General features: G+C 42.8%; 18 protein-coding genes, 2 tRNA genes, 3 rRNA genes and 1 pseudogene. 5 read left to right on the top strand and 19 right to left on the bottom strand.

The annotated features are described in order from the left end of the window. Positions 1–2: 2 nt before the first annotated feature. Positions 3–2,504 carry a glucitol operon transcriptional regulator GutR gene (gutR, locus tag NYE22_RS18925; protein ID WP_342412055.1) on the top strand — a complete coding sequence of 834 codons (2,502 nt, stop codon included), beginning with the start codon at positions 3–5 and terminating at the stop codon, positions 2,502–2,504. 325 nt (positions 2,505–2,829) lie between these two features. Here gutR and NYE22_RS18930 read toward each other — a convergent pair whose 3' ends face one another. From NYE22_RS18930 to NYE22_RS18940, 3 genes are all read right to left on the bottom strand, one after another. Then, a complete protein-coding gene (locus NYE22_RS18930) occupies positions 2,830–4,056 on the bottom strand; it encodes a DUF3800 domain-containing protein (RefSeq protein WP_277709293.1) in 1,227 nt (408 codons plus the stop codon). A 16-nt stretch (positions 4,057–4,072) separates the two neighbouring features. Continuing rightward, entirely contained in the window at positions 4,073–5,260 is a 1,188-nt protein-coding gene (locus tag NYE22_RS18935) for a hypothetical protein (protein ID WP_277709292.1), read from the bottom strand. Between the two features lie 447 nt (positions 5,261–5,707). Then, positions 5,708–6,727, bottom strand: a complete 1,020-nt coding sequence (locus NYE22_RS18940) for a hypothetical protein (protein WP_017697430.1) — start codon at positions 6,725–6,727, stop codon at positions 5,708–5,710. 810 nt (positions 6,728–7,537) lie between these two features. On the opposite strand from NYE22_RS18940, the pseudogene NYE22_RS18945 reads away from it, so the two are divergent. After that, a pseudogene (locus NYE22_RS18945) lies at positions 7,538–7,779 on the top strand (tyrosine-type recombinase/integrase); the annotation flags it as partial. A 107-nt stretch (positions 7,780–7,886) separates the two neighbouring features. Here the strand turns inward: NYE22_RS18945 and groL are convergent. Next, entirely contained in the window at positions 7,887–9,518 is a 1,632-nt protein-coding gene (gene groL, locus NYE22_RS18950; protein WP_021481338.1) for a chaperonin GroEL, read from the bottom strand. Positions 9,519–9,564: 46 nt separating this feature from the next. Further along, positions 9,565–9,849 (bottom strand): co-chaperone GroES, encoded by a 285-nt coding sequence (gene groES / locus NYE22_RS18955; protein ID WP_003155970.1) that lies wholly within the window; start codon positions 9,847–9,849, stop codon positions 9,565–9,567. A gap of 238 nt (positions 9,850–10,087) precedes the next feature. Here groES and NYE22_RS18960 point away from each other — a divergent pair, with 238 nt between their 5' ends. Further along, on the top strand, positions 10,088–10,822 hold the full coding sequence (locus NYE22_RS18960; protein WP_015252679.1) for a type II CAAX endopeptidase family protein: 735 nt from the start codon (positions 10,088–10,090) through the stop codon (positions 10,820–10,822). Further along, positions 10,819–11,010 carry a YdiK family protein gene (locus NYE22_RS18965; RefSeq protein ID WP_003225680.1) on the top strand — a complete coding sequence of 64 codons (192 nt, stop codon included), beginning with the start codon at positions 10,819–10,821 and terminating at the stop codon, positions 11,008–11,010. Before NYE22_RS18960 ends, NYE22_RS18965 begins: the two co-directional genes overlap by 4 nt. Before the next feature lie 37 nt (positions 11,011–11,047). Here the strand turns inward: NYE22_RS18965 and tatC are convergent, their stop codons facing one another. Genes tatC through moaC form a run of 4 tightly spaced genes read right to left on the bottom strand, consistent with a single transcriptional unit; the run spans position 11,048 to position 13,170 of the window. Next, complete coding sequence (tatC, locus tag NYE22_RS18970) at positions 11,048–11,812, bottom strand: twin-arginine translocase subunit TatC (protein ID WP_015252680.1); 765 nt, start codon at positions 11,810–11,812, stop codon at positions 11,048–11,050. 6 nt (positions 11,813–11,818) lie between these two features. Further along, complete coding sequence (tatAY, locus tag NYE22_RS18975) at positions 11,819–11,992, bottom strand: sec-independent protein translocase protein TatAY (RefSeq protein ID WP_003234072.1); 174 nt, start codon at positions 11,990–11,992, stop codon at positions 11,819–11,821. A 21-nt stretch (positions 11,993–12,013) separates the two neighbouring features. Beyond that, positions 12,014–12,661, bottom strand: coding sequence for a redox-sensing transcriptional repressor Rex (locus tag NYE22_RS18980; RefSeq protein WP_003234073.1), 648 nt, complete (start codon positions 12,659–12,661; stop codon positions 12,014–12,016). After that, on the bottom strand, positions 12,658–13,170 hold the full coding sequence (moaC, locus tag NYE22_RS18985; RefSeq protein WP_046380818.1) for a cyclic pyranopterin monophosphate synthase MoaC: 513 nt from the start codon (positions 13,168–13,170) through the stop codon (positions 12,658–12,660). The genes NYE22_RS18980 and moaC overlap by 4 nt, the downstream gene beginning before the upstream one ends. Before the next feature lie 125 nt (positions 13,171–13,295). Between moaC and NYE22_RS18990 the strand changes: the two genes are divergently transcribed. Beyond that, a complete protein-coding gene (locus tag NYE22_RS18990) occupies positions 13,296–15,224 on the top strand; it encodes an ABC-F family ATP-binding cassette domain-containing protein (RefSeq protein ID WP_063335593.1) in 1,929 nt (642 codons plus the stop codon). A gap of 230 nt (positions 15,225–15,454) precedes the next feature. On the opposite strand, the gene tsaD is transcribed toward NYE22_RS18990, so the two are convergent. The 10 genes from tsaD to NYE22_RS19040 all read right to left on the bottom strand — a co-directional run bounded on the left by tsaD (position 15,455) and on the right by NYE22_RS19040 (position 24,318). After that, the gene (gene tsaD, locus NYE22_RS18995; protein ID WP_163117649.1) at positions 15,455–16,495 is read right to left on the bottom strand and encodes a tRNA (adenosine(37)-N6)-threonylcarbamoyltransferase complex transferase subunit TsaD; all 1,041 of its coding nucleotides are present in this window, start codon (positions 16,493–16,495) and stop codon (positions 15,455–15,457) included. Continuing rightward, positions 16,488–16,943, bottom strand: a complete 456-nt coding sequence (gene rimI, locus NYE22_RS19000) for a ribosomal protein S18-alanine N-acetyltransferase (RefSeq protein ID WP_014476001.1) — start codon at positions 16,941–16,943, stop codon at positions 16,488–16,490. The genes tsaD and rimI overlap by 8 nt, the downstream gene beginning before the upstream one ends. A gap of 9 nt (positions 16,944–16,952) precedes the next feature. Beyond that, positions 16,953–17,642, bottom strand: coding sequence for a tRNA (adenosine(37)-N6)-threonylcarbamoyltransferase complex dimerization subunit type 1 TsaB (tsaB, locus tag NYE22_RS19005; protein WP_163117647.1), 690 nt, complete (start codon positions 17,640–17,642; stop codon positions 16,953–16,955). Further along, on the bottom strand, positions 17,623–18,099 hold the full coding sequence (gene tsaE, locus NYE22_RS19010; RefSeq protein ID WP_163117645.1) for a tRNA (adenosine(37)-N6)-threonylcarbamoyltransferase complex ATPase subunit type 1 TsaE: 477 nt from the start codon (positions 18,097–18,099) through the stop codon (positions 17,623–17,625). Before tsaE ends, tsaB begins: the two co-directional genes overlap by 20 nt. 14 nt (positions 18,100–18,113) lie before the next feature. Then, on the bottom strand, positions 18,114–19,091 hold the full coding sequence (gene thiL, locus NYE22_RS19015) for a thiamine-phosphate kinase (protein ID WP_342412056.1): 978 nt from the start codon (positions 19,089–19,091) through the stop codon (positions 18,114–18,116). Between the two features lie 180 nt (positions 19,092–19,271). Beyond that, positions 19,272–19,348: transfer RNA gene (locus NYE22_RS19020), tRNA-Asp, on the bottom strand. 60 nt (positions 19,349–19,408) lie between these two features. Beyond that, positions 19,409–19,485 (bottom strand) — tRNA-Met (locus NYE22_RS19025). 14 nt (positions 19,486–19,499) lie between these two features. Next, positions 19,500–19,615 (bottom strand): 5S ribosomal RNA (gene rrf / locus NYE22_RS19030). Positions 19,616–19,670: 55 nt separating this feature from the next. After that, positions 19,671–22,598 (bottom strand): 23S ribosomal RNA (locus NYE22_RS19035). 170 nt (positions 22,599–22,768) lie between these two features. Continuing rightward, positions 22,769–24,318, bottom strand: a 16S ribosomal RNA gene (locus tag NYE22_RS19040). Together the 16S, 23S and 5S rRNA genes with 2 tRNA genes alongside form the textbook arrangement of a ribosomal RNA operon. Between the last annotated feature and the right edge of the window lie 146 nt (positions 24,319–24,464).

Here is a 24,464-nt window from a genome sequence, read left to right on the forward strand (position 1 = left end):
TTATGGCTGAACTTGAAAACCGAAAACAATTTGCACAACTGCTGGCACCTGGCGTCAAAACGCTAAAACTTCATCCTGATTATAAAGTCAGAAGGAAAAAGAATGAAAAAACAGGACAGTCTTACATAGATAAAATCGCACTCCAGCTGGGAGTCTCCTCAAACACGATCAAAAGCTGGATCGGACAGATGGGGGCAAACTACATTCCCGGAAGAATCGACGACGGAAAACTGTTCGGAATGATCTGGATCATTCTCGAAAAGACCGACTTGGATATCGAGTGGTTGACCGACTTGCTGGAAGCCACCACTATCCCAGTCATCAAACCCGCATTGCCTGTATGGGCAGCATCCTGTTTGAAAAAAGCGAAAATACTGCGAAAAGACGGATTATTCGGGGCTCCGAGTGAAGACGAAATTGAAAATGTAGTAAAACGGCTGTTTCATGATAAACCAAGCCAAGAAACGAATGCGCTTACAGAACAGCCTATCACTCATAATTTACCCTCACGCTGGTCCGGACGCTTTATCGGGCGCAGCTTTGATATGGAAGCAATACGGCAATGGATGCTTTCTCCGTCACCAGTCTGTTTAATCACCGGCTGGGCTGGCATGGGAAAAACCACAGTCGCTCTTGAAGCCGCCTATTCCTGTGTCGGCGATACTTCAGATTGGCCCGCATTCAACAGCATCATCTGGGTCAGCGCTGATTGGAAAGGATTGAGCTTTAGCGATTTTTTAAATACGATCGCCTATCAGCTCGGGCGCACAGAACAAATCGATAAATCAATCAATGAAAAACGGTTCGTCGTCCGCAATGCGTTAGCTAATTACACTAGAGAAAAACCGATCCTGCTGATCGTTGACAGCATTGATACTGCAGAACGTGACATTCATGAATTTATCACCAGCCTTCCGCAAGGCGTGAAAGTTCTCCTCACAGCGCGGGAAAACGTAAAGCAAACCTATCGGGAAAGCTTCGGAGAAATGACAGCTATTCAGCTGAGCGGCCTTGACCAAACAGATGCCTTGGATTTTTTTCAGCAAGAAGTGCACCGATGCTTACAAACATGCAACATTCAAAATAAACGGGAAAAGCTGGAGCAGCTGTTACATCTATCATCTGACCTGAAAAACGAATTCATTTCAGCGACTGCCGGAAACCCGAAAGCCATGGCACTCAGCATTGCCTATATGTCAGACGATGACATCCCCGCTCAGCAGCTGATTCATGAGCTTGGAAAAGCAGGCTACTCACTGCTGGAATTGTTTGAATTCCTCTTTGGCCGCACCTGGGACAGATGCAATGAAGATACGCGAAAGCTATGGCAGACGCTTTGCTTTTTCAGCAAGCCGCCAGATGAGAAAAGCCTGGCGGCAGCAGCCGGATTAGACGCCCGCCGTTTTCATTACGCTATGGAACAAATGCGGTCTTATGCGCTGATTCAGCCGGAACGAAGCCAAGGCAGGACACAATACTTAGCGCACCAAACCGTTGTCGCTTACGGAGAACAGCACTTGTCCGAACAGCACGAATATGAAAAAGAAGCCCGCAATCGCTGGGCGCACTATTATGTTGATTATGCCGAAACCCATTTAAAGCGGGAACAGCCCAACTCTATCTATTGGAGCTACCTGCTGGGACGGAACTTAGATCAGATGAAAAGAGAATGGCCAAACATCTTAAAGGTCATCAAATGGGCAAGCGAAACCGATCAAAAAGAAATCCTAATCGAACTCATCACCCGCATTAGCCACTTTCTAAGCAGAATCAACCTGCCCCTGCGAATCGAATACGGACGCAAAGCGGCCGACGCCGCCCATCACTTAGGCCAACACACACGAGAAGCGTACTTCCGAATCGACACAGCAGGCTGGGCTCTGATGGAAGTCAATGATTTAGACAGGGCCTTACAGCAAATTGAAGCCGGGCTGAGGATTCTGGAACAATCAGACGCTCACGATGCCTATGATCTAAAGGTTTGGGGACACGCACTCAAAGCAAGGCTTTTTTTAAAAGACGGGCAACATGAAAAAGCAGAGACCATTTTAAACGAAATCGAAAATCAACCGATTTCCCCTACCATTCAGCACAGAGTTCTATTGGTTCGCGGTGACTTAAGCTTTGCGAGAGGTCATCATGAAGAAGCCATTCAATTATACGAAGCGGCAAATGAAATCAGCTCCACGTACGGCGGCGAAAAAACGATAGAAGCCTATTTCAATCTGGGTGTCGCTTACGTGAAGTGTGGTCAATTTGAGAAAGCGGAAGGAGCTTTTGAGCAGATGCTCTATGACAAACATAACGCCAATCAGGTTGAGTTGATCTATTATTATTATGGGATGGCACAGTTGTTGTACAGTAAAGGAGAGAAAACGAAAGCGATTGAAGCTATTCAAAGTGTGATTCGTTTGATTGATTCGTGGGAGCCTGCGATTGGGATGCGGGGAGAGGTGGAAGAACTGGCAATGGTGCTTCAAGGAAATAGTGAAATCACATTGTAGTAAGGAAAGTGTGAGGTCCATCTTAGAAAAACGCTCTCACACCTTCTCTATTTATAAACAAAAAAGGCCTTATCAGCTGAGTAAACTGATAAGGCCTTTCTGATAGAATGCAATGAGCAGTTCAGATGAAATCATCAACGGTCAAACCCTTGGTATATCAAGGGTTTTCACAGTTTAATTACATCATACCGCCCATATTTCCACTAATTTGTAGCATGTTTAACTTATATACAGTTAGTGGTCAAAAATAACTCATACTTATTCCAATAAATCGCCCGATTGTTAAATTAAACATTAATATATTTATATATTTCCTCTAAAAAAGTTAACTTTTATAGCCTATTAATAGGTTGGTTTTGTAATAAATATCTAAATTTGTTGGGAAGTTTTTAAATACCGGATTCTTTTGAAAGGAACTTAATAGTAATTCTGATAATAGTTCTAAATTAAAACTCTGAACCTTATTTAACTTACCCTTTACTTCGAGTATATCATCAATGTCTAACTCATTTAAGAAAATAAGCATTTTACCCAATAATCCAACGAATACATCTGATAATTGTATAAATATATTATCTTCAGACTTATTAATAAACTCAAAATTACTCAATCTATCCCCGTATAAGACAATAGGGTCAATCTTTATTATTTTTTCGATATTTTTTTCTGAATCAAAAGTATGGAAAGAGTTTTTAAACATATATATTGGTCGAGTGTACAATTCAACGTAATTTTCAATTAATATTCTTTCAGGATTGCCCTGAAGAAAAACTAACTCCCTTGTGTCTTTAGTAAGGAACAGGAATTTCTTTAAATAATCAATGTAATTTGAATAGAATTCTGGTACTCCTTCTACAGTATCTAACCATTTAATTAAATCTAAACAAAATGACTCAACATTTTTATTATATATATTAGGATAACCATATTTCCATAATATAGATAAAAATCCACTCGTATCTTTATAAGCATAAACATATAATAAGGTTTTTAAAAAATTGGGATCAACATTTAATACAGTTATAAAAACACTAGAATCGATTATATCTACTAAAGAAAAAAAGAAATTATCTAAGACTGCGTAATGCACATAAATATTTTCTTTTAATAAAAAGTCAAAAAATGCAGTAACTTTTGTAGAAGATAAATACCCAAGAAAATCCCTTTTTCCAGTAGATAGTCTTGTTAACTTCAATTCAGTGCCGTTTTCAATATCAACTTGTTCCTTAAATAAGCGAAAATTATTATTAATATCTATCAAACTTGAACTTAATACTATTCCACCAAGTACGAAGTCTGCAGATTTATCGTAACTTAGTTTTCCATTTTTAATACTATACTTTCTTATGTTATTGGTTTCGTCATAAAAGAAATGATATTTTTCATCGAAATTTAAGTATTCACCATTAATCTCATTATAAAAATTAATGGCTGCTTCTCTTACATATGAATAGTCCATACAAATCACATAATGGAAACATATCTTTTCCACTTTCCTTTCATTTGATCCAGTTCGTGCAATTGGATAGCATATAAAGCCATCACGTTTCATAACCACGTCTCTTATTTTACTGGGTTACAATCTCATTAAATCTATTTCTCGCCTTGGTTTTAAATTCCTCAAATTCTTCAAAATCAAACTCTTGATTATGCTCTATGAAGAAATTATCCCCTCCTACATTTATTGTACTTATAAACGCATTATCTATAGGAAAGTTTAATACAGTCATATCCCGATTTTGTAACTCCAAGTATTTCTCCGAAGATAACCCCAAACCTTCTCTAACTGACTTCGTATTTGTAAAAAAAGACTCTATAGTGAAGTCAGAAAGCATAATTCTTGTGACCTTTTCCGACATCATTGCTATAACAACTGCTTGTATTTCTATATTTCTTAGTAAATGAGTCTGTGATATAATTTCATCTGTTTTTCTTTTATCAATATATCTATTTTTCGTAACGTCTAAAACAGCAGGTAGTCTTTTTTCTAATTTTATAAAATAATCATAAGTATCTTTATAAATATTTGTTCGTTTATAATTTTCTAGGTTATTGATACCAATGTATTTTTCAATAAATTCACTTGAAAAAGCATCTGACATAAATACTTCTGTTCGTGAATAGATCTCTTCATCCATTAATAGTACAGGCAAAGGATCAATACACAGTCTGAATACTGTTATTGCACTGATACATCGTTCTATGAAAAACTCAAACTCTTCAATGATAAGAGTTTTATTTCTTTCTTTATTAAAAAAATGATTTCTAGAAACATAAAAAGTATTAAATCCTTGCTTATGAACATATTTATTAAGGTGTTTCTTAGTTCGTTCCATTTCATCAAAATAATCGGTCATTGTTTCTTTTACATCCGAAAATATTGCCATTTGCTTTTCTAATAATTCAATCATAGCCTTATACATCGGAAATCTACTCTTTTCCTTCCATTTCAGGAGTTCCTTTTCTCTTTTATCTCCTTCAAGATCCGATAAATAGACCATTGTAAGTGCAGTTTCAAGTGATTGTCTTAAAGAGTAATAAGCACTATCAAAATATCCTTTCTCAAATAATGATACAGCATTTGTAATTAATTGCACCGATTCCATAAAAAAGGTATTAGCTATTTGAATAACATCAACCCTACTTACAAAGCTATTTTCAAGCTGAAACAAATCAAAAAAATAATCTTTTTTACTTGGTATTTCTAGGGATATTAAATTTCTTTTTTCTTGTAGTTCAAGAAAGTTAAATTCCATCTTTTAAATCCCCCTCAATGAAAAATAATAACCGTAGTGTTGGTTTAGAATAAAGTTTGATAAAAAAAGTGTTTCAAACGTTTATTTAGATAAATAGAAGAAACCCGCATTTTGAAAAAAGATCGATCATAGTAAAAGAATTTTTCTTTAAAACAGACTCCCGATTTCTAAAATAAATTTAATAAATTCAGGAATTTATTTAAAATTGACGCAATATTTGCAACTTATACATGAGAAATAACTATTCTTTGATAAATACTTACAAAATTTGAACGGCTAAAAATTAAAAATCAAAGTATTCAAATTCAGACCTATCATATTTGTCATCAATTATTTTACCGATTAACACTTTTGATGTTTTTTCTAAAAGGGAAATCACTTTCGATGTTTCCTTAATGGCCTCAAGAGTGATATCTGCCCCATCATGGACAATCCTATTCCTCGAATTTATCTCTCCGATATATCATAAACAGTTCTTGAATAAACGAAACCGTGCTTTAATTTAGCTAATTCATTACTATGTACTATAGCTATATCATTGCTGTCAAATTCTGTTGGATCTATGGGGTTATCTGCATATGGGTTCAGATATAGCGATAGCCCGTCTAACAAAGATTCTTTGTACTTTTTATGAGGAGTAGTCTTTATTTGCCCTTTTGTATCATAATCGTTATAAGTATAAGTATTAAAGAACACATTCTTTTTTTTATTTAGAGAAAGTGCTCTCACTTTTCCTATCGAAGCTACAGAACTAAATAATATCCCACTGATATAACTATATTTCTGATCATTAAATAAGCCTATTGGAATCTTTTTACCATTCTTTCTTTTTAATATATTATCGGAGTATTCAAAATATGGAACATTCCCTCTCCACTCAGCATTTACCAGGCCATATAGTACTCTTTGTATTGCGCCTATGCCTTGCAGGTAAAAGAACGGCTGTTCAAATGAGCCTACTGCAAGGATAAATGGCTTTCCTTTAACATGATCAAGTTTAGAATAGGTTTTATAATATTTATTAGCCTTGTTGCTTATGCTGCTAGCTAAACGTTCTGTTGCTAAATGGACAATTTCTTTATGGTATTCAGTATCGATTTTTCCTTTTTTATACAAATTATCTATCGCATTTATTCTTTCGTATTCAGGCGTACCATCTTCAGCATGTCTAGTACTTACAGCTTCGATAACCATCTCTAACTTTTGCTTTCTAGTTTTAATAACAAAATCAGGTGAAGAATAAGAATAGTCTATTTTGAAACCTAAATTACTGAAGCAAGCATGTAGATAAAGCTCCCAGAAAGAAGTATTAAATGTGGTCTGAAACTCCTTTACAAACTTGTGATCTCTATCCTGAAAACCCATTGCCCAGGAACTTAGCACTTTTACTAAATCTGGATCATTAGATACATTTAAAAAATTAGGATGCAGTTTATCCTCATTAACTTGAATACTAAATAAATCCACAATAACCCCCCCCTTAATATCTATCATCCCTTGAACCATATTAATAATATTATAGCACTTCTTAGTAACAACCTGCCCTATAGTTAAAGAGAAGAATCCTGAAAAACAGGCTTTTTAAACAAACTTTGTTTTAAATGATCAACTTTTTTACAAAGCCACAAGTAGACCGTTTTTTAGAGCTTAAACAGTCAATTCTCCTATTTTATCATTTCCTTATTCCATTAAATGGTCCGTTTGTTGAATAAGAAATTTTTAATCCCTTATTGTTAAAAATTAAAATAAGATAATATACTGTTACATATGCTTCATGATCAAAATGTAGTCAAAAAGAGATCCCTCTGAATAAATAGAGGGATCATTTCTTTCTCTACATTTTATAGTATATTGGTAATTAGTATTTAGAGAACTGACCAGAATAACTAACACTTTTAAGATCTTATTTTTTACGTTCTTTTCGTATACTATAGGATCAGCTATACCATGTCTTAACAAGTACCCGGCTAAGGAAGCAACAGACATGTTCCTTTTTCCCTTACCAACTCCTTTAATGATATTTACCCAATAGTTGGTCTGGTTTCTTTACAGCTTTACCTTTTGCAGGCTCGACAATCAGCTGTAACAACCACTCCGACATAGCAGATAATGGTACTTCAAGCGTCTACTTGATAACTCCCATTCGTACCTTTTCCTACAAGCATGTAGAGAGGGAGAAACCACTATGTATCCTCCTCCCCCCTAATATCTAATCCAGGCAGTATGTTTGTTCGATTTTTGACCTGACCTGGATTTTTAAATAAAATATGGCGTCCTAAAATATAGAACCGTATGAGACGCTTGTTGAAAATAGCAGAATTAAATCCTAAACTTACACCTCATTTATTATTTCATACCCATACACTCTATTAGCTGAAGCAAGAGTAAGTCTTCCACAAATAATGGAACGATTAGGACACAAGGATGAAGACACAACAAAAAATGTTTATTTGCATGTGACTAAAGAGATGAAAAAAGAGGCTTCCCAAAAGTTCAAAGAACTCATGGAAAACCTCTAATTTAGACCCTTATTCAAGAAAATGTTACCCTTTTGTTACTCTTCGGTTATTTTCAGAGTATATAAGAGTCTAGAAATCCCATTTTTATTGGGTTTCAGAGGCTATGATTACATCATGCCGCCCATACCGCCCATGCCGCCCATATCAGGCATTCCGCCGCCAGCGTTTTCTTCTGGCTTGTCAGCGACAACGGCTTCAGTTGTTAAGAACATTGCAGCTACAGACGCAGCGTTTTGAAGAGCTGAGCGTGTAACTTTTGTTGGGTCAACGATACCTTTTTCGATCATGTTTACCCATTCGCCAGTTGCAGCGTTGAAGCCTACGCCGATTTCTTCGTTTTTGAGGCGTTCAACGATGACAGATCCTTCAAGACCAGCATTGTGCGCGATTTGACGGATTGGCTCTTCAAGCGCGCGAAGCACGATGTTGATACCTGTTTGAGCATCGCCTTCAGCTTCAACTGCAGCGACTTTGTTATATACGTTTACAAGCGCTGTACCACCACCGGATACGATGCCTTCTTCAACAGCTGCGCGAGTTGAGTTCAGGGCGTCTTCGATGCGAAGTTTACGCTCTTTCAGTTCAGTTTCAGTCGCAGCGCCGACTTTGATGACAGCTACGCCGCCAGCAAGTTTAGCAAGACGCTCTTGTAATTTTTCTCTGTCGAATTCAGAAGTTGTTTCTTCCACTTGAGCGCGGATTTGAGTCACGCGGGCAGAAATTTTGTCTGTTTCGCCAGCGCCTTCAACGATTGTTGTGTTTTCTTTAGTAACGACAACTTTAGAAGCGCGTCCCAATTGAGCGATTTGAGTAGATTTCAGGTCAAGGCCAAGATCTTCTGTGATGACTTCTCCGCCAGTAAGGACAGCGATGTCTTCAAGCATTGCTTTACGGCGGTCACCGAAGCCAGGAGCTTTAACAGCCACTGCGTTGAATGTGCCGCGAAGTTTGTTCACAACAAGTGTAGCAAGTGCTTCGCCTTCAACATCCTCAGCGATCAGAAGCAATGGTTTGCCTTGCTGAACAACCTGCTCAAGCACAGGAAGGATTTCTTGAATGTTTGTGATTTTTTTGTCTGTGATTAAGATGTAAGGATTGTCAAGAACCGCTTCCATCTTATCAGAGTCAGTTACCATGTAAGGAGACGCATATCCGCGGTCGAATTGCATACCTTCAACAACTTCAAGCTCAGTTGTGAAGCCTTTAGACTCTTCGATTGTGATAACGCCGTCGTTTCCTACGCGCTCCATTGCTTCAGCGATAAGGCTTCCGACTTCCTCATCAGCCGCAGAGATCGCAGCAACCTGAGCGATAGACTCTTTGCCTTCGATTGGCTTAGAAATTTCTTTTAAGTTTTCGATCGCAACCGATACAGCTTGTTCCATCCCTTTACGCACGCCTACAGGGTTAGCGCCTGCTGTTACGTTTTTAAGGCCTTCACGGATCATTGCTTGCGCAAGAACTGTTGCAGTTGTTGTACCGTCACCGGCAACGTCGTTTGTTTTGCTGGCTACTTCAGCAACAAGCTTAGCACCCATGTTTTCAAACGCGTCTTCCAGCTCGATTTCTTTAGCGATTGTTACACCGTCATTTGTGATTAACGGAGAACCGAATTTTTTCTCTAGAACCACGTTGCGTCCTTTTGGTCCTAAAGTTACTTTAACAGCATCAGCAAGTGCATCGACACCGCGAAGCATTGCGCGGCGAGCTTCTTCACTAAACTTAATTTCTTTTGCCATGTTTACAAGACCTCCTCAAATGTTTTAAATATTGTTTATTTAAGAATTAGCCAATAACAGCTAAAATGTCGCTTTCACGTAAGATTAAGTATTCAGTACCTTCGTATTTCACTTCAGTACCTGCGTATTTTGAGAAGATAATGCGGTCGCCCTCTTTTACTTCTAAAGCAACGCGCTCTCCGCTTTCTAACACGCGACCTGAACCAGCTGCCACGATTTTGCCTTCTTGCGGTTTTTCTTTTGCAGAATCCGGCAACACAATTCCGCTGGCAGTTTTTTCTTCAGATTCTACGAGTTCAATGACAACGCGATCACCTAATGGCTTTAACAATGTAATAACCTCCTCAATAGTATGAATATGTAATTTTAGCACTCAGCACTAAAGAGTGCTAACACAATTCTTATAATAAAGAATCTCCCTTCCAATTTCAAGTGATAAGATAAAAAATTTTTCACGCTTACATCATTCTTTTCCGCTCCCTTTTCCGTTAGCTTTTTCACCCCCGTACCGATTATGTTACAATAGCTGTAGATGAACGAAACCCACTTAACAAAGGAGTACATACCATTTGAGAAAACAGTATTGGTTTATTATTTTGACATATATCATCATGCAGTTTTCCGCATTAATCGCGATTCCCTTGTTATTTAAATTCGGTTATGCCGGAGGACAGCCTACAGATGAAAATATGCTGCATGCACAAGGATTATGGTCCGTTATCAGCTTTATCGCCTGTCTCGTTGTTGTTCTGCTCATTCTGAGAACCGTTCCGAAAGAAACGCTGCGAAACGGACAGAAGGACTCAATCGGACTTTCTATCCTTTGGGCGATAGCCGGTTTTTTCATTGCCCTTTTCTCTCAAGGAATAGCAGGCTCTATTGAATATTATGTTTTTGGCATCGGAAGAGAATCAGAAAATACACAAGCGATTCTGGATGTCATTCAGGCAGTCCCGCTCATGATTATCGTTTCTTCCATCGTCGGGCCTATATTAGAAGAAATCATCTTCAGAAAAATCATTTTCGGCACGCTGTACGAAAAAACGAATTTCTTTTTCGCAGGACTGATCAGCTCGGTTATCTTCGGTATTGTTCACGCTGATTTGAAGCATCTCCTTCTATATACAGCAATGGGCTTTACCTTTGCCTTTTTATATGCGAGAACAAAACGGATATGGGTGCCGATTTTCGCCCATTTAATGATGAATACATTCGTCGTCATCATGCAGCTTGAGCCTGTTCGGAATTACCTTGAACAGCAGAGCACACAAATGCAATTGATTATTGGAGGATTATTTTTATGAGAAACCCGGTAGTTTGGGGAATGATCTACTTTGCCGTAGGGTGCATCTTTACTTATCTTGCCGCAAGCTCGCCAGGCAGCATGTGGTCATTTTACTCCATCCTGCTGATGGTGTTCGCCGCTTACAACATCAGCATTTCTTTTAAGATGTTCGCCTTTTCATTTAAAATCAAAAAGAACCAGAAATAAAGAAAATCCATTTCTCGCATGAGAAATGGATTTTTTATTATTGCCCGGAAGACACGTCCTGATCGGCTGCACTGCTTTTCTGTGCTTTCCGATAAGCGGCCTTCGATATAAGGATACTGATTTCATATAAAATCAAAAGCGGGACTGTGACCATCATATGGGACAGAAGCTCAGGCGGTGTAATCAGGGCTGCGATCACCAGCAGCGTAAAATACGCATACTTTCTGATTTTCGCCAAGAACATCGGTGTCACAATTCCGAGCCTGGTCAAAAACATGAGGATGACCGGCATTTGGAACAGCAGTCCAAACGGAATCGTCAGCTGCAGAAGAAAATGAAAATATTCATTAATTCCGATCACCTGATTGACATTCAAGTCCTGAGAAATCCGCTTCATAAAATCAACAACAAAAGGAAATAAAATATAATATGAAAAAGATAAGCCCGCTAAAAACAGCAAAATAGAGATCGGAATGTAGCTGAGCGTTACTTTGCGCTCTTTCTCATAGAGGCCCGGGCTCACAAAAGCCCAAAGCTGATAAAGAATAACCGGCGAGGTCAAGACTATGCCGATGATAAATGCAAATTGCATAAACACATAAAGCGGGTCTGTCAGGTTAAACGCGTTAAGCGTAAGCTGCTTCGCTTCATCTGTTTCTTGCAGGTACACAATAATCGGCTTTGCTAAAAAAAATCCAGCAATAAAGAAAACGACAAACGCCAGCGCTACAATCAGCAACCGTTTTCGAAGCTCAGCAATATGCTCCAGCAGCGACATTTGATTCACTTTCATTCGTGTCATCCTAACTTACTGATCTTCTTTCTTTTTTTCCTCTTCATCACTCGTTAATCCTTTAGTAGCGTTTTTGAATTCACGAAGTGTGTCTCCCGCTGCTTTCCCCAATTCAGGCAGCTTTTTGGGACCGAAGATAATCAGAGCAACGATTGCGATAACAGCAAGGCTTCCAGGACCGATCGGCATATTTGGGCTCCTCCTTTCCCTCTATTCGATTTCCTCTAAAACTGAATAATGCTTCAAAAAATAAACCAGTGACTGAAGCTCAACTGCTAAATCTATATGATGAATTCGAATGTGTTCCGGCACATTCAAACGGGCCGGCGTAAAATTAAGGATTCCCTTGATTCCTAATGCGACCAATCTGTCTGTAATGGATTGAGCGGCAACTGCAGGCACTGTAAGAATGGCAACTGATTCATCTTTTACGTGTTGTTCAAGGTCATCAAGGTTATAGACGGGCACGCCGCCTACCTCAGTTCCTATTTTACTCTCATTTATATCAAAAGCCATAGAAATTTTTGTGTTATTGTTTTTTGTGAAATTATAGTGAAGAAATGCCGTTCCCAAGTTCCCGACACCAATCAAGATGACGTCTGTCATCTCATCCTGATCAAGCGTTTTCCGGAAAAAAGACAGCAAATAATCCACATTATATCCGTATCCTTTTTTGCCAAGAGCTCCAAAATAGGAAAAATCCCTCCGAATCGTGGCAGAATCAACCTTTACGGCATCACTGAGTTCAGCGGATGATACACGCTGTTTTCCTGACGCATGCAGATTCTTTAAAAAGCGATAGTAAAGCGGCAGCCGTTTCGCCGTCGCCTGCGGAATTTTTGATTGATCCTTATTCATTTTTGGTCCTCCAAATTATACTCGGATAGTTCTCTTTTAAAGTCACCGTTTTTCCCGCCTGTCTTCTCCAGCAAGAAAGTAGGGCCGATGACCATCCCCTTATCAAGGGCCTTGCACATATCGTAAACGGTAAGAGCGCACACCGATGCAGAAGTGAGCGCTTCCATTTCCACACCTGTACTCCCTTTCGTTTTGACCTGTGCTTTTATATGAAGTATAACTTCTACTTCTTTTATTTTCCAGTCAAACGATATATCTACCCCGCTCAATGAAAGCGGATGGCACATCGGAATGATATTCGACGTTTGCTTTGCGGCCATAATGCCTGCCACCTGTGCGACAGCCAGTACATCTCCTTTGCCGATATCGTGACTCTGTATTTTCTCGTACACCTCATTCTTCATGTGTACGCTTGAAACAGCCGCCGCAGTACGGACAGTCGAAGATTTTTCGCTAATATCCACCATCTGGGCTCTGCCCTGTTCATTAAAATGAGAAAATCCATTCATATTAAAACGCTCCTTAAACAGATCATACACTATTTTCTTCTCTATGTCTTATATGGCCAATGTATTGTTTGCTGACTTCTGGTTCATAAGCTACACTTAACTTATTATAGCAGAGGTGAAATAATATGATGATCTTACAAATTAATCAGCTGTCCAAATCGTTTGGTGCTGATACTATTTTAAACAATATAAAGCTGGAAGTCAGAAATCGTGATCGCATCGCCATTGTAGGAAGAAATGGCGCCGGAAAATCCACGCTCCTTAAAATTATCGCAGGCCAGCTTTCGTATGAGAAGGGCGAAATTATTAAACCGAAAGATATTACAATGGGATATCTCGCCCAGCATACTGGCTTGGATTCTAAGCTTACCATAAAAGAAGAGCTGCTGACTGTTTTTGACCACTTAAAAGCAATGGAAAAGGAAATGCGGGCTATGGAAGAAAAAATGGCGGCAGCTGACCCGGGTGAATTAGAAAGCATCATGAAAACCTACGACCGCCTTCAGCAGGAATTCAAAGATAAAGGCGGCTATCAATATGAAGCGGATGTAAGATCCGTGCTGCATGGTCTCGGCTTCAGCCATTTTGACGATTCTACACAGGTTCAAAGCCTCAGCGGAGGCCAAAAAACAAGACTGGCTTTAGGTAAGCTTCTGTTAACACAGCCTGATTTGCTCATTCTCGATGAGCCGACAAACCATCTGGATATTGATACGCTTACCTGGCTTGAGCATTATTTGCAAGGCTATTCAGGCGCCATCCTCATCGTTTCGCATGACCGCTACTTTTTGGACAAAGTAGTAAACCAGGTATACGAGGTATCAAGAGCAGAAAGCAAAAAGTATCACGGCAACTACAGCGCTTATCTCGACCAAAAAGCCGCGCAGTATGAAAAAGATCTGAAAATGTATGAAAAGCAGCAGGACGAGATTGCAAAGCTGCAGGACTTCGTAGACCGAAATCTGGCGAGAGCCTCTACCACCAAAAGGGCGCAAAGCCGCCGAAAGCAGCTGGAGCGAATGGAAGTCATGTCAAAACCGCTCGGCGATGAAAAATCCGCAAACTTTCATTTTGATATTACAAAACAGAGCGGAAACGAAGTCCTTCGTGTTCAGGATCTCACAATCAGCTATGAAAACCAGCCGCCGCTTTTAACAGAAGTGTCATTCATGCTCACAAGAGGAGAAAGCGCAGCGCTTGTCGGCCCTAACGGAATTGGTAAATCGACATTACTGAAAACATTGATAGACACCCTAAAACCAGATCAAGGAACGATCTCATACGGCTCAAATGTCAGTGTCGGCTATTATGATCAGGAACAGGCTGAGTTGACTTCCTCTAAACGTGTCCTTGATGAGCTGTGGGACGAGTACCCCGGGCTCCCAGAAAAAGAAATCAGAACGTGTCTCGGAAATTTCTTATTCTCCGGAGATGATGTGCTGAAACCAGTTCATTCACTGAGCGGAGGCGAAAAAGCAAGATTGGCTCTAGCTAAGCTGATGCTTCAAAAAGCCAACTTTCTCATCCTTGATGAACCGACGAACCATCTGGATTTAGACAGCAAAGAAGTTCTCGAAAACGCGCTGATTGATTATCCAGGCACACTGTTATTTGTCTCACATGACAGATATTTTATTAACAGAATCGCCACAAGAGTATTGGAGCTTTCTTCAAGCCATATAGAGGAGTATCTGGGAGATTACGATTATTATACAGAGAAAAAAACAGAGCAGCTTGAATTGGAGAAAATGAATCAGCAAGAGGAAACTGATAAAACGCCAGCTACAGTGAAGTCTGACTCCAAACGTTCCTACGAGGAAGAAAAAGAATGGAAAAAGAAAGAGCGCCAACGACTCCGTCGGATTGAAGAAATTGAAACCACTGTTCAAACCATTGAAGAGAACATCAGCCGCAATGATGAATTGCTATGTGACCCTGAAGTCTATCAGGACCATGAAAAAGTACAAGCTATCCATGCAGACAATGAGAAGCTTAATCAGGAGCTGGAATCTCTTTTGTCCGAATGGGAAGAACTATCCACAGAAGAAGATTAAAAAAGTCAAGCACCTCTTTTTAGAGGTGCTTTTTATCCACAGAACATACCCTAATAAGCAAAACAAAGTAAGCGCTTTATACACAATATCCACAAAATATTCTGAATTTATCCACTTTATTAACAGCGACTTCAGCCCTTTATCCATCTATATCTCTATAATTACTCACAGACATGTGGATAAATTGTGAATTATCTGTTAATAACAAACAGATAAAAAGTCTCACGCTATTATCTCGTGAGACTTTGATAAGAAGTCAATTCAAGGCCGGGCTGGCCATTCATATCATATGCACCGCGAATTCCTTTTTCAAAAGCAATTGTACCAGCAGCAGCAATCATCGCAGCATTATCCGTGCATAAAGCTAATGGAGGAATGACAAGCGTAATCCCTTCATGCTGGGCAAATTCCTTTTCTAATGCAGCTCTGAGGCCTCTGTTTGCAGCTACTCCTCCGGCTAAAAGGACCTGTTTGACATCATATTCCTTTGCCGCGCGCGCCGTTTTGGTAACCAAGACATCAATCACGCTATTTTGAAAGCTTGCAGATAAATCTTCAGGAGCAATCTCTTGCCCTTTTTGGGATGCATTATGAAGCGTATTGATCACCGCAGACTTCAATCCGCTAAAGCTGAAGTTGTAAGAGCCTTCTTCAAGCCATGCGCGAGGAAGCGGAATATTGTCATTCCCTTTTTCAGCTAGCTTGTCAATTTGCGGTCCACCTGGATACGGCAGCCCCATCGTCCGCGCCACTTTGTCGTAGGCTTCTCCAGCCGCATCATCAAGGGTTTCCCCAATGACTTCAAATGATCCATGTTCCTTCATATAAACCAGTTCTGTATGGCCTCCTGAAACGACCAATGCCAGTGCCGGGAACACGATTTCTTCTACAAGACGGTTCGCGTATATATGACCGGCTATATGATGAACGCCTACTAACGGAATGTTATGTGCAAAGCTCAGTGCTTTAGCGGCATTCACTCCGATAAGAAGCGCTCCCACCAGTCCCGGACCTTCCGTTACTGCAATCGCATCAATATCACTATACGTCATGCCAGCTTTGCGAAACGCCTCTTCAATAACCAAAGTGATTTGTTCAACATGATGTCTTGAAGCAATTTCCGGAACAACGCCTCCGAAGCGCTTATGGCTTTCAATTTGAGAGGCTACTACGTTTGAAATGATCTCTTTCCCGTTTTTCACAATAGCTGCAGCAGTCTCATCACAGCTTGTTTCAATTCCTAATACGTACATGTCTTTTTGCTCACTCATTTATCGTCACCCACATAATTAACGCATCTTCCCCGTTATCAGTATAATAGTTCTTTCTTATTCCGCCGGGCTGCATCCCGAATTTCTTATATAAGCCTTGGGCAGGATGATTCGAAACCCTCACTTCAAGCGAAAGCCGCCTTGCGTCTTTTTCTTTGCACAGTTCAACAGCTGAACGAAAAAGCGTTTCTCCTAAAGACTGGCCGCGATACTCTGGTTTTATCGCTATATTTGTAATTTGGGCATCGTCCATCACAATCCAAATCCCGCAATACCCAGCAACATGGCCGTCCTTTTCAATCACGAGATAATGAGCATATGGATTTTCCAGCAGCTCATGATAAAACGAATCCTTCGTCCAAGGAGACGTAAAGGAGGATGCTTCGATTTCGTATACGTGATCTATATCTTCAAGCCGCATGTTTCTGACCGCTGCTTTTGTTTTCATCCTATCACCCTACTTTTGACTTTCAATCCATTTCGCTTCAGCTTCTGCCAGCCGCAAGTAATCCGGGACAAGCCTATGAACATCAGCTGCTTCCTTTTCCTTCCCGAGAAAAGCCAGTTCTGAAGGACGCGGGTTATGCTGAGCAGCAGTTCCAATGAATCCTTTTGATCTAAGAACATCCTCTATCATCTGCTTGTGAATAGAAGTGTCGTGACCTAAAAACAAAACAGGACGATCCTTTTCTTTTAGCATCTCCAGCCAATCTGCCAGCATCACATTTTGATCTGGAACAACTTGCTCTAAAAGCCCATTATTATATTGATACAGACCTGTGTACACCTGTCCCCGTCTAGCATCAAAGATTGGGCTGATCAGACCGTCAAAATGCCGGCCATTTGCCGCAAGTGTCTCAAGACTTGATACAGCAGTAATTGGAATGTCTAATGACCAAGCAAGTGTTTTGGCCAGCGTCACACCTATTCTTACTCCTGTGTATGAACCAGGGCCTTTTGCAACGACAATTTTAGAAAGGTCCTGCGGTGCCATATCACAATCACTCAGCAATGAATGAACAGCAGGCATCGCTCTTACAGAGTGGTTCTTTTTCAAGTATGTAATGTATTCTGCTATAACGGTGTCTTCTCGAAGCAGCGCAATGCCCAATGTATAATTTGATGTATCAATTGCTAATATTGTCATGTCTACTTAACTCCTCACAAAGCATTTCATACCGATTCCCGACAGCAGTAAAGGTAATTTCCCGCTCCTCATCACCAGCTCTTATGATGACAATTTGCAGTCGCTCCTGCGGCAGCTGTTCTTCAATTAAATGAGCCCATTCAACGAGACAGACACCTTGCCCGTGAAAATATTCATCAAGTCCCAAATCTTCACTTTCATCTTCCATTCTATACACATCCATATGATAAAGAGGAAGTACGCCATCGTTATATTCTTTTATAATTGTAAAAGTCGGACTGTTTACAACACGCGTAATTCCCAGCCCTTCCGCAAAACCTTTCGTAAAAGTCGTTTTTCCTGCACCTAAATCGCCCTCTAATGTCAGGACGTCTCCCGGTTTAGCAAACGATGCCGTCAGCTTGGCAATTGCTTTTGTTTCTTCTGGATTTACAGTTCTCCATTTTAATTGCTTCACACGAGTCACCCGTCTTATTTAAAATGATTATATCCTTTTTTCTCTAAGATCATTGAAGTTTGATCTGTTTTTAGGATCACTTTAGATTCTGTTTTTTCCCTGACATGGCCAATCTTTGTAATGGGAAGTTGACGTGCTGCGCACTCCTGCTCCAACACTTCCCACTCCTCATTTGAAACCGTCCCTGTCAGCTCAAAATCCTCACCGCCAAACAAAGCCCATTCTTTCCAGTTAGGATGAAGCTTAGGCAAATCAGAATGAATTGGGAGCATGCTTGCATCAATTTCAATTGAAACACAGCTGGCTTCTGCAATCTCGTTCAGTTCACTAGCCAATCCGTCACTAATATCATTTAAAGCTGCCCGCTTCAAACTCGAGCATAATCTGCCGACACTTACTCTTGGCTCAGGCCGTTTATGCCTGTGGATAAAGTAATCTGTTTCCACAGATGAGTTTTGAGGATTAGTCTCTTCCAGCAATAAAGAAAGCCCTGCTGCAGAAGAACCGATTTCACCGGTTACAAACACAATATCATTCGGTTTTGCCAAGCTCCGCAAACAGGCCTGCCCCTTTTCAATTTCACCGATCACAGTGACTGTAACGACTAATTTGTCAGCGGTAGAAACTGTATCGCCGCCAATCAGATCCATATGATATAGTTTCGCCAGTTCATTCATTCCTTCATACATCGCCTTGATTTCAGATTCAGTCCATTTTGAAGGTACCGCAAGTGATACCAGATAAAACTTAGGAATGCCTCCCATCGCGGCAATATCACTTATATTAACGGCTAACGCCTTATACCCGATATCTTCAGGTGAGGAGTAGTGTAATTTGAAGTGCACATCTTCTACCATAGTATCAACACAAACAATTTCCTGAACGCCGTGTTTCGCAGTGTAGAGCGCTGCATCATCTCCTATTCCTACCTCAACGGAAGAATGGTGAATGGTCCGCGGAGTAATGCTATGTATCAAATGAAATTCATCCATGAACCAAAATCTCCTTTCACCCCTGCTTATGCCTTTATGTGCTCTTCCTAGTTTATCGAATTTTGCTGAAATATCCAAGTTGTTCCCGATATAAAGAAAGCTTGGCTATGACACCAAGCAGAAGATACAGTAAAAGAAAACACAAAAAAAACGAAAACATGATCGTTTCGTTTACATTAATGGCGGTCCGGACGGGACTCGAACCCGCGACCTCCTGCGTGACAGGCAGGCATTCTAACCAACTGAACTACCGGACCATATTAGTATAAGATTATTTTGGTTGCACCCTTAGGGCACTCCTTATTTAACCATATATTTGGTTGCGGGGGCAGGATTTGAACCTGCGACCTTCGGGTTATGAGCCCGACGAGCTACCGAACTGCTCCACCCCGCGATGATAAAAGTAATGCTTGGCGGCGTCCTACTCTCACAGGGGGAAACCCCCGACTACCATCGGCGCTGAAGAGCTTAACTTCCGTGTTCGGTATGGAAACGGGTGTGACCTCTTCGCTATCGCCACCAAACAAATTGAGAGTGTTCTCTCAAAACTAGATAACAGGTGTGACATCATTCAAAAATGTGGTTAAGTCCTCGATCGATTAGTATCTGTCAACTCCATGTGTCGCCACACTTCCACCTCAGACCTATCAACCTGATCATCTTTCAGGGATCTTACTTCCTTGCGGAATGGGAAATCTCATCTTGAGGGGGGCTTCATGCTTAGATGCTTTCAGCACTTATCCCGTCCGCACATAGCTACCCAGCGATGCCCTTGGCAGAACAACTGGTACACCAGCGGTGCGTCCATCCCGGTCCTCTCGTACTAAGGACAGCTCCTCTCAAATTTCCTGCGCCCGCGACGGATAGGGACCGAACTGTCTCACGACGTTCTGAACCCAGCTCGCGTACCGCTTTAATGGGCGAACAGCCCAACCCTTGGGACCGACTACAGCCCCAGGATGCGATGAGCCGACATCGAGGTGCCAAACCTCCCCGTCGATGTGGACTCTTGGGGGAGATAAGCCTGTTATCCCCGGGGTAGCTTTTATCCGTTGAGCGATGGCCCTTCCATGCGGAACCACCGGATCACTAAGCCCGACTTTCGTCCCTGCTCGACTTGTAGGTCTCGCAGTCAAGCTCCCTTGTGCCTTTACACTCTGCGAATGATTTCCAACCATTCTGAGGGAACCTTTGGGCGCCTCCGTTACCTTTTAGGAGGCGACCGCCCCAGTCAAACTGCCCACCTGACACTGTCTCCCCGCCCGATAAGGGCGGCGGGTTAGAAGGTCAATACAGCCAGGGTAGTATCCCACCGATGCCTCCACCGAAGCTGGCGCTCCGGTTTCCAAGGCTCCTACCTATCCTGTACAAGCTGTACCAACATTCAATATCAGGCTGCAGTAAAGCTCCACGGGGTCTTTCCGTCCTGTCGCGGGTAACCTGCATCTTCACAGGTACTATAATTTCACCGAGTCTCTCGTTGAGACAGTGCCCAGATCGTTGCGCCTTTCGTGCGGGTCGGAACTTACCCGACAAGGAATTTCGCTACCTTAGGACCGTTATAGTTACGGCCGCCGTTTACTGGGGCTTCAATTCGCACCTTCGCTTACGCTAAGCGCTCCTCTTAACCTTCCAGCACCGGGCAGGCGTCAGCCCCTATACTTCGCCTTACGGCTTCGCAGAGACCTGTGTTTTTGCTAAACAGTCGCCTGGGCCTATTCACTGCGGCTCTCTCGGGCTTGCACCCTAACAGAGCACCCCTTCTCCCGAAGTTACGGGGTCATTTTGCCGAGTTCCTTAACGAGAGTTCTCTCGATCACCTTAGGATTCTCTCCTCGCCTACCTGTGTCGGTTTGCGGTACGGGCACCTCTCACCTCGCTAGAGGCTTTTCTTGGCAGTGTGGAATCAGGAACTTCGCTACTATATTTCGCTCGCCATCACAGCTCAGCCTTATGGGAAACGGATTTGCCTATTTCCCAGCCTAACTGCTTGGACGCGGATATCCAATACCGCGCTTACCCTATCCTCCTGCGTCCCCCCATTGCTCAAATGGTGAGGAGGTGGTACAGGAATATCAACCTGTTGTCCATCGCCTACGCCTTTCGGCCTCGGCTTAGGTCCCGACTAACCCTGAGCGGACGAGCCTTCCTCAGGAAACCTTAGGCATTCGGTGGAGGGGATTCTCACCCCTCTTTCGCTACTCATACCGGCATTCTCACTTCTAAGCGCTCCACCAGTCCTTCCGGTCTGGCTTCACAGCCCTTAGAACGCTCTCCTACCACTGTTCGAAGAACAGTCCGCAGCTTCGGTGATACGTTTAGCCCCGGTACATTTTCGGCGCAGAGTCACTCGACCAGTGAGCTATTACGCACTCTTTAAATGGTGGCTGCTTCTAAGCCAACATCCTGGTTGTCTAAGCAACTCCACATCCTTTTCCACTTAACGTATACTTTGGGACCTTAGCTGGCGGTCTGGGCTGTTTCCCTTTCGACTACGGATCTTATCACTCGCAGTCTGACTCCCAAGGATAAGTCATTGGCATTCGGAGTTTGACTGAATTCGGTAACCCGGTAGGGGCCCCTAGTCCAATCAGTGCTCTACCTCCAAGACTCTTACCTTGAGGCTAGCCCTAAAGCTATTTCGGAGAGAACCAGCTATCTCCAGGTTCGATTGGCATTTCACCCCTACCCACACCTCATCCCCGCACTTTTCAACGTGCGTGGGTTCGGGCCTCCATTCAGTGTTACCTGAACTTCACCCTGGACATGGGTAGATCACCTGGTTTCGGGTCTACGACCACGTACTCATGCGCCCTATTCAGACTCGCTTTCGCTGCGGCTCCGCATCTTCTGCTTAACCTTGCACGGGATCGTAACTCGCCGGTTCATTCTACAAAAGGCACGCCATCACCCGTTAACGGGCTCTGACTACTTGTAGGCACACGGTTTCAGGATCTCTTTCACTCCCCTTCCGGGGTGCTTTTCACCTTTCCCTCACGGTACTGGTTCACTATCGGTCACTAGGGAGTATTTAGCCTTGGGAGATGGTCCTCCCGGATTCCGACGGAATTTCACGTGTTCCGCCGTACTCAGGATCCACTCAGGAGAGAACGAAGTTTTGACTACAGGGCTGTTACCTCCTATGGCGGGCCTTTCCAGACCTCTTCATCTACCTCGTTCTTTTGTAACTCCGTACAGAGTGTCCTACAACCCCAAGAGGCAAGCCTCTTGGTTTGGGCTAATCCCGTTTCGCTCGCCGCTACTCAGGGAATCGCATTTGCTTTCTCTTCCTCCGGGTACTTAGATGTTTCAGTTCCCCGGGTCTGCCTTCTCATATCCTATGAATTCAGATATGGATACCACTCCATTACGAGTGGTGGGTTTCCCCATTCGGAAATCTCCGGATCAAAGCTTGCTTACAGCTCCCCGAAGCATATCGGTGTTCGTCCCGTCCTTCATCGGCTCCTAGTGCCAAGGCATCCACCGTGCGCCCTTTCTAACTTAACCGTTAAAAAGAATCACTATGTGATATCTTGTGTTACTAATTGAATGTGATGTCTACTGTTATCTAGTTTTCAAAGAACACGTTTCGAAGGAATGATCCTTCAAAACTAAACAAGACAGGGAACGTTCTGTTTATAAGACCCAAGGTCTTATATTCCGTATAATATCCTTAGAAAGGAGGTGATCCAGCCGCACCTTCCGATACGGCTACCTTGTTACGACTTCACCCCAATCATCTGTCCCACCTTCGGCGGCTGGCTCCTAAAAGGTTACCTCACCGACTTCGGGTGTTACAAACTCTCGTGGTGTGACGGGCGGTGTGTACAAGGCCCGGGAACGTATTCACCGCGGCATGCTGATCCGCGATTACTAGCGATTCCAGCTTCACGCAGTCGAGTTGCAGACTGCGATCCGAACTGAGAACAGATTTGTGGGATTGGCTTAACCTCGCGGTTTCGCTGCCCTTTGTTCTGTCCATTGTAGCACGTGTGTAGCCCAGGTCATAAGGGGCATGATGATTTGACGTCATCCCCACCTTCCTCCGGTTTGTCACCGGCAGTCACCTTAGAGTGCCCAACTGAATGCTGGCAACTAAGATCAAGGGTTGCGCTCGTTGCGGGACTTAACCCAACATCTCACGACACGAGCTGACGACAACCATGCACCACCTGTCACTCTGCCCCCGAAGGGGACGTCCTATCTCTAGGATTGTCAGAGGATGTCAAGACCTGGTAAGGTTCTTCGCGTTGCTTCGAATTAAACCACATGCTCCACCGCTTGTGCGGGCCCCCGTCAATTCCTTTGAGTTTCAGTCTTGCGACCGTACTCCCCAGGCGGAGTGCTTAATGCGTTAGCTGCAGCACTAAGGGGCGGAAACCCCCTAACACTTAGCACTCATCGTTTACGGCGTGGACTACCAGGGTATCTAATCCTGTTCGCTCCCCACGCTTTCGCTCCTCAGCGTCAGTTACAGACCAGAGAGTCGCCTTCGCCACTGGTGTTCCTCCACATCTCTACGCATTTCACCGCTACACGTGGAATTCCACTCTCCTCTTCTGCACTCAAGTTCCCCAGTTTCCAATGACCCTCCCCGGTTGAGCCGGGGGCTTTCACATCAGACTTAAGAAACCGCCTGCGAGCCCTTTACGCCCAATAATTCCGGACAACGCTTGCCACCTACGTATTACCGCGGCTGCTGGCACGTAGTTAGCCGTGGCTTTCTGGTTAGGTACCGTCAAGGTACCGCCCTATTCGAACGGTACTTGTTCTTCCCTAACAACAGAGCTTTACGATCCGAAAACCTTCATCACTCACGCGGCGTTGCTCCGTCAGACTTTCGTCCATTGCGGAAGATTCCCTACTGCTGCCTCCCGTAGGAGTCTGGGCCGTGTCTCAGTCCCAGTGTGGCCGATCACCCTCTCAGGTCGGCTACGCATCGTTGCCTTGGTGAGCCGTTACCTCACCAACTAGCTAATGCGCCGCGGGTCCATCTGTAAGTGGTAGCCGAAGCCACCTTTTATGTTTGAACCATGCGGTTCAAACAACCATCCGGTATTAGCCCCGGTTTCCCGGAGTTATCCCAGTCTTACAGGCAGGTTACCCACGTGTTACTCACCCGTCCGCCGCTAACATCAGGGAGCAAGCTCCCATCTGTCCGCTCGACTTGCATGTATTAGGCACGCCGCCAGCGTTCGTCCTGAGCCAGGATCAAACTCTCCGATAAATGGATCACAGGTTAAGTTCACCGCATCCTGCGGCGACACCTGTGTGACCTGCGTCGTACAGGCCCTAGTTTGACTGACTACGCACATCGCTGTGCGATTTTTAAAAATGAATTAACAGGTACGTTTTGTCTTGTTTAGTTTTCAA

It is taken from the genome of Bacillus sp. FSL K6-1560, assembly GCF_038592935.1.
In the GTDB taxonomy this organism is placed as follows: Bacteria; Bacillota; Bacilli; order Bacillales; family Bacillaceae; genus Bacillus; species Bacillus subtilis.

What these genes read in the sequence shown, in the direction of transcription:
- gutR (WP_342412055.1), top strand. Translation starts at nt 3, where the DNA reads ATGGCTGAACTTGAAAACCGAAAACAATTTGCACAACTGCTGGCACCT.
- NYE22_RS18930 (WP_277709293.1), bottom strand. Translation starts at nt 4,056, where the DNA reads ATGAAACGTGATGGCTTTATATGCTATCCAATTGCACGAACTGGATCA.
- NYE22_RS18935 (WP_277709292.1), bottom strand. Translation starts at nt 5,260, where the DNA reads ATGGAATTTAACTTTCTTGAACTACAAGAAAAAAGAAATTTAATATCC.
- groL (WP_021481338.1), bottom strand. Translation starts at nt 9,518, where the DNA reads ATGGCAAAAGAAATTAAGTTTAGTGAAGAAGCTCGCCGCGCAATGCTT.
- NYE22_RS18965 (WP_003225680.1), top strand. Translation starts at nt 10,819, where the DNA reads ATGAGAAACCCGGTAGTTTGGGGAATGATCTACTTTGCCGTAGGGTGC.
- tatC (WP_015252680.1), bottom strand. Translation starts at nt 11,812, where the DNA reads ATGACACGAATGAAAGTGAATCAAATGTCGCTGCTGGAGCATATTGCT.
- tatAY (WP_003234072.1), bottom strand. Translation starts at nt 11,992, where the DNA reads ATGCCGATCGGTCCTGGAAGCCTTGCTGTTATCGCAATCGTTGCTCTG.
- NYE22_RS18980 (WP_003234073.1), bottom strand. Translation starts at nt 12,661, where the DNA reads ATGAATAAGGATCAATCAAAAATTCCGCAGGCGACGGCGAAACGGCTG.
- moaC (WP_046380818.1), bottom strand. Translation starts at nt 13,170, where the DNA reads ATGAATGGATTTTCTCATTTTAATGAACAGGGCAGAGCCCAGATGGTG.
- NYE22_RS18990 (WP_063335593.1), top strand. Translation starts at nt 13,296, where the DNA reads ATGATGATCTTACAAATTAATCAGCTGTCCAAATCGTTTGGTGCTGAT.
- tsaD (WP_163117649.1), bottom strand. Translation starts at nt 16,495, where the DNA reads ATGAGTGAGCAAAAAGACATGTACGTATTAGGAATTGAAACAAGCTGT.
- rimI (WP_014476001.1), bottom strand. Translation starts at nt 16,943, where the DNA reads ATGAAAACAAAAGCAGCGGTCAGAAACATGCGGCTTGAAGATATAGAT.
- tsaB (WP_163117647.1), bottom strand. Translation starts at nt 17,642, where the DNA reads ATGACAATATTAGCAATTGATACATCAAATTATACATTGGGCATTGCG.
- thiL (WP_342412056.1), bottom strand. Translation starts at nt 19,091, where the DNA reads ATGGATGAATTTCATTTGATACATAGCATTACTCCGCGGACCATTCAC.